Here is a 2,887-nt window from a genome sequence, read left to right as displayed (position 1 = left end):
CATACATAATACTAATCATAATACATATATTAGGCCGACGGCGTGATCGCCATCACGGGCGACGAGCTGCATCCGGCCAACAAGGGCCGCCTGTGCGTCAAGGGTTCGGCGCTGGGCGAGACGGTCGACCTCAGCGGCCGCCTGCTGCATCCGAAAGTGCGCGACGCCGACGGCACGTTGCAGCGCGTGAGCTGGGACGCTGCGCTCGACAAGGTCGCCGGCGGCCTGCGCGGCATCATCGACCGGCACGGTGCGGATGCGGTGGCGTTGTATGTCTCCGGCCAGTTGCTGACCGAAGACTATTACATCGCCAACAAACTCATGAAGGGCTACATCGGCAGCGCCAACATCGACACCAATTCGCGCCTGTGCATGTCGTCGGCCGTGGCCGGCCACAAGCGCGCGTTCGGCGAAGACCTGGTGCCGATCTGCTACGAGGATCTGGAATTGGCCGACATGGTAGTGCTGGTCGGCTCCAACACGGCGTGGTGCCATCCCATCCTGTTCCAGCGCATCGCCAAGGCCAAGGAAAACCGGCCGGAGATGAAACTGATCGTCATCGATCCGCGCCGCACCGCCACCTGCGAACTGGCCGACATGCATTTGCCGGTCAAGGCCGGCACCGACGTCTGGCTGTTCAACGGCCTGATGAGCTTCCTTGCGCATCGCGGCGCGCGCGACAACGCTTTCGTCGACGCCCACACCAGCGGCCTCGGCGAAGCGCTGGCAATCGCCGACGCCGACTGCGCCGACCCGAATGAAATCGCGCGGATCTGCAAGGTCGACGTCAACGACCTGCTGGCCTTCTATCAAATGTTCGCCGATACCGAGAAGGTCATCACCGCCTTCTCGATGGGCGTGAATCAATCCAGCGCCGGCACCGACAAGGTCAACAGCATCATCAACGTCCACCTGATCAGCGGGCGCATCGGCAAGCCCGGCATGGGCCCGTTCTCGATCACCGGCCAGCCCAACGCCATGGGCGGGCGCGAAGTCGGCGGCCTCGCCAACATGCTGGCGGCGCACATGGATCTCGACAATGCGCTGCATCGCGACACGGTGCAAACCTTCTGGGGCTCGCCGCACATGGCCGACAAGCCGGGCCTGAAAGCGGTCGACCTGTTCAATGCAATCGAAGCCGGCCGCATCAAGGCGGTCTGGATCATGGCGACCAATCCCATGGTCAGCATGCCCGACGCCAACGTGGTCCAGCGCGCGCTGTCGAAGTGCGAACTGGTGGTCGCCTCCGACATCATCGAAGGCACCGACACCAATGCCTTCGCGCATGTACTGCTGCCCGCGCTCGGCTGGGGCGAGAAGGACGGTACCGTCACCAATTCGGAGCGCCGCATCTCGCGCCAGCGCGCCTTCCTGACCGCGCCGGGCGAAGCCCGTCCGGACTGGAAGATCATCTGCGACGTCGCCATCCGCATGGGGTATCGCGGCTTCGACTTCGCCGGCGTGCATGCGATCTTCGACGAACACGCGCGCCTGAGCAGCTACCGCAACGGCCCGCCGCAAATCGCCGGCAACAGCATGCGCGTGTTCAATCTCGACGGCTTGATCGGCATGAACAAGCAACAGTTCGACCAGTTGCAGCCGATCCAGTGGCCCGTCACGCGCGACAAACACAACGGCGACGCGGTCGGCGCCGCGCGCCTGTTCGGCAACCGGCGCTATGCACATGCCGACGGCAAGGCGCGCTTCGTGCCGACGCCGCCGCGCGGTCCGGCGCATCTGCCGGATGAAGAATTCCCGCTGACGCTCAACACCGGCCGCGTGCGCGACCAATGGCACACCATGACGCGCACCGGCAAATCGGCGCGCCTGGCAGATCACGTGCCGGAGTCCTTCGTCGACATGCATCCGCAGGATGCGTTGCGTTACGGCGTGCGCGAAGGCAGCCTGGCGCGCATCAGCTCGCGCTGGGGCGCGATGGTGGCGCGCGTGCAGCACAGCGGCGGCATTGCGCGCGGCAGCGTGTTCGTACCGATCCACTGGAGCAACCAGACCGCCTCCGATGCGCGCGTGGGTGCGCTGGTCAATCCGGTGGTCGATCCGGTATCGGGCGAACCGGAGTTCAAACACACGCCCGTCAACATTGAAGAATTCGGCGTGTCCTGGCATGGCTTCATCCTGAGCCGCAAAGCATTGGCGCTGGATGAAATCACGCATTGGACGCGCATCCAGGGCCGCGATTTTGCGCGCTACGAACTGGCCGGCCGCAACGCCATCGGCGACCACAGCGCGTGGGCGCGCAAGCTGCTCGGCGTACACGACATCGACGCCGACTGGCTCGAATACGAAGACCGCACCGCCGGCGTCTATCGCGCGGTGCACGTCGACAACGACCGTATCGACATGTGCATCTTCCTGTCCAAACGCCCCGACCTGCCCTCGCGCGCCTGGCTGGCGAGTCTGTTCGACAAGGAGCAACTGGAGGAAGCCGACCGCGTCGGCCTGCTGATCGGCCAGCCGATCGAAAAAGGCGCCGACACCGGCCCGACGGTATGTTCATGCTTCGGCGTGGGCCGCAACACGATCTGCAATGCAGTGCGCGAGCAGGGATTGAAGACGGTGGCGGAAGTCACCGCCTGCCTCAAGGCCGGCGGCAACTGCGGCTCTTGCGTGCCGGAGATCAGGAAGCTGATGGTGGAGACGATGGCGGCGGAGACTGCCTGAGCTTGACGAAAGGAAGCGCTACGGCGTCAATCCTGATGAGGAAAATACGGTCGCTCAGTCCGCCGGCCGCGAAGTGATGATGATCGGCGCCGGGCTTTCACCGTCGGCCTGCTCCAGCGATTGCCGATAGCGTGCGGAACGTTCCATGTTGATCTGGTACTGCTCTTCGGCATGGCGATAAGCCAGCTGCTCGGCGGGCGAACGG

Annotated in this window: 1 protein-coding gene; it reads left to right on the top strand. The window is 64.5% G+C overall.

Features of this window, described 5'->3' with window-relative positions:
- Nucleotides 1-42 precede the first annotated feature (42 nt).
- Entirely contained in the window at nucleotides 43-2,682 is a 2,640-nt protein-coding gene (locus HLUSI_RS29200; RefSeq protein ID WP_016835117.1) for a nitrate reductase, read from the top strand.
- The last annotated feature ends 205 nt before the right edge of the window (nucleotides 2,683-2,887 follow it).

It is taken from the genome of Herbaspirillum lusitanum P6-12, from assembly GCF_000256565.1.
Taxonomy (GTDB): Bacteria; Pseudomonadota; Gammaproteobacteria; order Burkholderiales; family Burkholderiaceae_D; genus Herbaspirillum; species Herbaspirillum lusitanum.
The sequence above is the reverse complement of the archived record's forward strand: the minus strand, read 5'-3'. Positions and strand labels throughout refer to the sequence as shown.